The sequence below is a fragment of the uncultured Veillonella sp. genome, assembly GCF_934190855.1.
Classification (GTDB): Bacteria; Bacillota; Negativicutes; order Veillonellales; family Veillonellaceae; genus Veillonella.
In genome coordinates this window covers 1-4,838 of the sequence record NZ_CAKPTN010000123.1, presented here as the reverse complement: position 1 = coordinate 4,838, position 4,838 = coordinate 1, and the positions used below count along the sequence as shown (strand labels likewise).

Genomic DNA, 4,838 nt, shown 5'->3' with positions numbered 1-4,838 from the left:
GAACGGGAAGCCTTATAACACAAAAAGCTAGCTAATCAGATTAGCTAGCTTTTTTATATGCAATTACATGTTTTATTTGCTTCGATTGTATTGTTCTAGTTGGATCAATAGAACAGATACGTCCGCAGGGGATACGCCAGAGATCCGGCTTGCTTGGCCGATGGAGTGAGGGCGAATTTTATTGAGCTTTTGTTGAGCTTCAAGGGAAATCCCCTTAATTTGTGTGTAATCCCATTCTTTTGGAAGAATTTTTTCTTCTAGTTTGCGAACCTTATCGACTTGGTCCATTTGTTTTTTGATGTAACCTTCGTACGTAATGGAGATGTCGATAGCTTCTTCAACGTCAGGTGTATAGCGTTTCAAACCAAATGCATCAGCTACGATAGCATAAGAGAGTTCGTTACGTTTTACTAAATCGTAGGCGTGAATGCCCGTTCTAATAGGGGCTGTACCTAAACTTTCAAGCAAGGCTTGTGTTTCCTTGGATGGATTTACCGGTGTGTTTCGTAAAAGCTCCATCGCTTCTTCGATATTAGCTTTTTTAGCAGTAAATTTAGCCCAACGATCGTCTTTTACAAGACCGATTGCACGGCCTTTTTCAGTAAGACGCATATCCGCATTATCTTGACGAAGCAATAGACGGTATTCGCTGCGGCTCGTCATCATACGGTACGGTTCATTTGTACCTTTTGTTACAAGATCATCGATAAGAACACCGATGTACGCTTCGGAACGAGCAAGGATGAATGGTTCTTTTCCTTCAATCCACAACGCTGCATTAATACCAGCCATTAAACCTTGAGCAGCTGCCTCTTCATAACCAGATGTACCATTCGCTTGACCTGCAGAGTAGAGGCCTTCAATATGTTTCACTTGAAGGGCTGGAGTCAATTGCGTTGGGTTCAAGCAATCGTATTCGATAGCATACGCAGGGCGCATGATTTCTACGTTTTCAAGGCCAGGAATGGTACGTAAGAACGCATATTGTACGTCCATAGGAAGGGAAGTACTCATGCCTTGTACGTACATTTCGTTTGTGCCAGTACCTTCTGGTTCCACGAATAATTGATGGCGTTCTTTGTCGGCAAAGCGCACTACTTTATCTTCGATGGAAGGGCAGTAACGAGGTCCTACACCTTCAATTTTACCGCTGTACATTGGAGCGCGGTGAATATTGTTATGAATGATTTCATGAGTTTTTTCGTTAGTATAGGTCAACCAACATACATCTTCATTGCGATTGATCCACTCATCCATGAAGGAAAAGGAGTGATGATGCGTATCGCCTTCTTGCACTACCATGTTTTCAAGGTTAAGAGTACGTTTATCTACGCGAGCTGGCGTACCAGTTTTAAAGCGCATCAACTCAATGCCATTATCTAGCAAAGATTGGGAAAATACTTCCGCTACACGTTGACCATTTGGACCGCCCACGTAATCGATATCGCCGATGAGAATTTTACCTTTCAAATAGGTACCTGTACAAAGAATAACAGCCTTAGCGCCATAGAATTCGCCAAGCTCTGTAACGATACCCGTTACTTTACCGTCCTCAACCTTGAGCTCAGTCACCATGATTTGCTTAACATTGAGGTTCTCAGTATTCTCTACGGTTTGTTTCATCAAATGTTGGTATTTAACTTTATCGGATTGGCAACGCAAAGAATGCACGGCAGGGCCTTTACCCATGTTGAGCATACGCATTTGGATAGCCGTAGCATCCGCGTTAATACCCATTTGACCGCCTAAGGCGTCAACCTCTAAAACAAGATGGCTTTTACCAGGACCACCAACGGCTGGGTTACACGGCATAAGCGCAATATTATCTAAACTGATGGTCGCCATCAACGTGCGATGACCCATGCGAGCAGCGGCGAGGGCCGCCTCACAACCAGCATGACCACCACCGATGACGATGACATCATAATTATCTACTGTGTACATATATGTTCCTTACTATCTATATAAAATTAGTTAATACTTATTAGTTCCAGAGTACAGGTCGCTCGCTGAGCATTTTTCTTCGAAAAATTGCACGCTCCGACCAAAGTGATGTGTGGGTTTAATCCAGAGCACAGTTCCTCACTGTGAAAAATTTTAAAGTGATGCTTGGATTTGACCCAGAGTACAGGTCGCTCGCTGAGCATTTTTCTACGAAAAATTGCACGCTCCGACCAAAGTGATGTGTGGCTCCCATCGTCGCTTACGCTCCTCTGTTAGCTCACACCCTACTTTTACTTTTACTTACCTAAACAGAAACGGCTAAATAGTTCGTCGATCATGCTTTCACGGATGGTATCGCCTGTGATGTCGCCTAGTAGTTCCCAGGCGCTACGCAAATCGGTAGCTACAAAGTCTACTGGCATGCCCATGTCGATGGAGGAGAGGGCTTGTTCGACTTGTGCCTTCGCTTGTTCCATGAGGCTAATGTGGCGCACGTTACTGATCATGGCACTGTTGTCTTGTTTTACGCGACCGCCGTAGACGAGTTCTTGCACCCATTTGGAGAGCACTGCAGAGCCTTCGCCTTCTTTGGCACTGATGCGTTCGATAGCCGTAAAGGTTCCGTGTTCTTTAATATGTTCGTCTGTAACGACTTGTGCCACGTCGGACTTATTAAGGAGTACGATGGTGTTCAAACCGCTCACAGAGGTCAAAATTTCGATTTCTTCAGGGGTTAATGGAGTAGACCCGTCGATAACGCAGAGCACGATGTCTGCTTTGTTGATGTAATCGCGGGCACGCTCTACACCAAGGGCTTCCACCGTATCTTGTGTATCGCGGATACCTGCTGTATCGATGAGGCGTAGAGAAATGCCTTCTACGGTCATATATTCTTCAATGCTGTCTCGCGTCGTACCAGGAATATCCGTTACAATAGCGCGATTTTCGCGCAAGAGAGCATTCATCAAGCTCGATTTACCTGCATTGGGACGGCCTACAATAACCGTCGTAATGCCGTCGCGAATGAGGCGGCCCGTATTCGCTGTGAACAAGAGTTCATCCATAGCTTTCAAAATAGGCTGCAACTGATCACAAACCTCTTGGCTCGTTACGTCCTCAATATCCTCCTCAGGATAGTCGATAGTTACCTCTAAATGAGCAATCATGGCGATGAGCTGTTCACGCACGTCTTTTACAAAGGACGAAACAGTCCCGTCCAGCTGCGCCACAGCGAGGGAGAGGGAGTCCTCTGTTTTCGCTTCAATAATATCAATGATCGCCTCTGCTTGAGTGAGGTCGATACGTCCGTTCATAAAGGCGCGCTTCGTAAATTCGCCGGCCTCGGCCATGCGCACATCGTGATTGACGAGCAATTTCAGAATTTGTCGAACCGGCACAATACCACCGTGACACTGAATTTCTACCACATCCTCCGCCGTGTAGGAATGAGGGCCTTTCATTAATAACACAAGAACCTCGTCGATGGTCTTGTTCGTTGCTGGGTCCACAATGGTCCCATATTGTATGGTTCTATTTTGGCGGTCCATCAAAGGAACGGTGCCAGCGCTCTTGAACAGGCTATTTACAATAGGAAAACTATCCTTGCCGCTAACACGAATAATACCAACCCCGCCGATGCCGGGCGGCGTCGCAATGGCCGCTATTGTATCATCTATATACATAAAAATCTCCGTATTTCGATTAACTTTTATATTTTCTTCGCCTGTGAAAGTTAAACTAAACTAATCTTATCCGCGCGAAGATTAACTTAGGTTAGCTTTCACCATAACCTAAAGAATAAAGGGGGCAGCCCTCAAGTAACCGAGAATCCCAGTTACTCAAAAGCTGCACCACTGTATTTTATTTTTTGTAAGAAATCACAACGTGACGGAACGGTTCGTCCCCTTCGCTGTTCGTTACAATGTGTTTGTCCCCTTGAAGGGCAGTGTGAATGATTTTACGTTCAAAAGCATTCATCGGTTCTAAGGAAACCTTTTGACGGTTGCGTTTTACCTTAGAAGCCAAGCGTTTCGCGAGATTCACCAATGTTTCTTCTCGGCGAGAACGGTAATTTTCCACATCCACCACGATGTGGCAATGGCCAGATACATCCTTGTGAGCCACGAGATTTGTTAAGTATTGGATGGCATCCAATGTTTGACCATGTTTGCCGATCAAAATACCTAGCTCTTCGCCGTGTACTTGGAATGTAATTTTATCTTTCGTCATCATTTTTTCGATAACTACTTTGAGGCCCATTTGAGTAAACATATCATCGAGGAATTGTTTACCTTTTTCAGCAATCTCTTGTTGGTCTTCTTTTGAAAGTTCCTTTTTAGAAGGTTTTTCTTCTACTTCTTCATCAAAAGTTTCCACAGCTGCTGTTTCTTGCACTTCTGTTTCAGTTGTTGCAACCGGCTGGGAAGCAACAGCTACAGATTGTTCTTCTGCTTGAACTACTTCTTCAACAGTTGCAGTTTTTGCCATAGATGTGAAGAATAAGCGAACAACTGCTGGTTTACGACCAATGCCCAAGAAGCCATTAGAAGGTTGTTCTAAGACCTTAGTTTCAACCAACTCTTGGCCATCTTCAGCCAATTGAGCTACACCTTTGGCAATGGCATCTTCAATGGTTTTAGCAGATACATCGATAAATTCCATAGTGTCTCCTATTTTTTAGCTTCTAAGCCTTTGTAAATGAAATGTTGTTGCACAAATTGGAACACATTGGATACGATCCAGTAAATAACTAAGCCAGAAGGGAAGTTAAGGGAGATGTAACCAATGAATAGAGGCATAAAGATTGTCATAATCTTTTGTTGTTGCGCAGCAGCACCAGTTGCACCGCTACCAGTTTGTTTAGACATAATCCAAGTGGACGCCGCACTCAATAC

4 protein-coding genes are annotated in these 4,838 nt (G+C 44.4%); all 4 read right to left on the bottom strand.

The genetic code is table 11. The features are described 5' to 3' along the window. Positions 1-72 precede the first annotated feature (72 nt). Entirely contained in the window at positions 73-1,944 is a 1,872-nt protein-coding gene (mnmG, locus tag Q0F90_RS07210) for a tRNA uridine-5-carboxymethylaminomethyl(34) synthesis enzyme MnmG (protein ID WP_296004366.1), read from the bottom strand. Positions 1,945-2,240: 296 nt separating this feature from the next. Continuing rightward, positions 2,241-3,626: a tRNA uridine-5-carboxymethylaminomethyl(34) synthesis GTPase MnmE gene (mnmE, locus tag Q0F90_RS07205; protein ID WP_296004365.1), complete on the bottom strand. Its 1,386-nt coding sequence runs from the start codon at positions 3,624-3,626 to the stop codon at positions 2,241-2,243. Between the two features lie 178 nt (positions 3,627-3,804). After that, positions 3,805-4,605 (bottom strand): RNA-binding cell elongation regulator Jag/EloR, encoded by an 801-nt coding sequence (gene jag / locus Q0F90_RS07200; RefSeq protein ID WP_296004364.1) that lies wholly within the window; start codon positions 4,603-4,605, stop codon positions 3,805-3,807. A gap of 8 nt (positions 4,606-4,613) precedes the next feature. Next, positions 4,614-4,838: YidC/Oxa1 family membrane protein insertase (locus Q0F90_RS07195; RefSeq protein ID WP_296004363.1), on the bottom strand; the 225-nt coding region annotated here is incomplete at its 5' end.

What these genes read in the sequence shown, in the direction of transcription:
- mnmG (WP_296004366.1), bottom strand. Translation starts at nt 1,944, where the DNA reads ATGTACACAGTAGATAATTATGATGTCATCGTCATCGGTGGTGGTCAT.
- jag (WP_296004364.1), bottom strand. Translation starts at nt 4,605, where the DNA reads ATGGAATTTATCGATGTATCTGCTAAAACCATTGAAGATGCCATTGCC.
- mnmE (WP_296004365.1), bottom strand. Translation starts at nt 3,626, where the DNA reads ATGTATATAGATGATACAATAGCGGCCATTGCGACGCCGCCCGGCATC.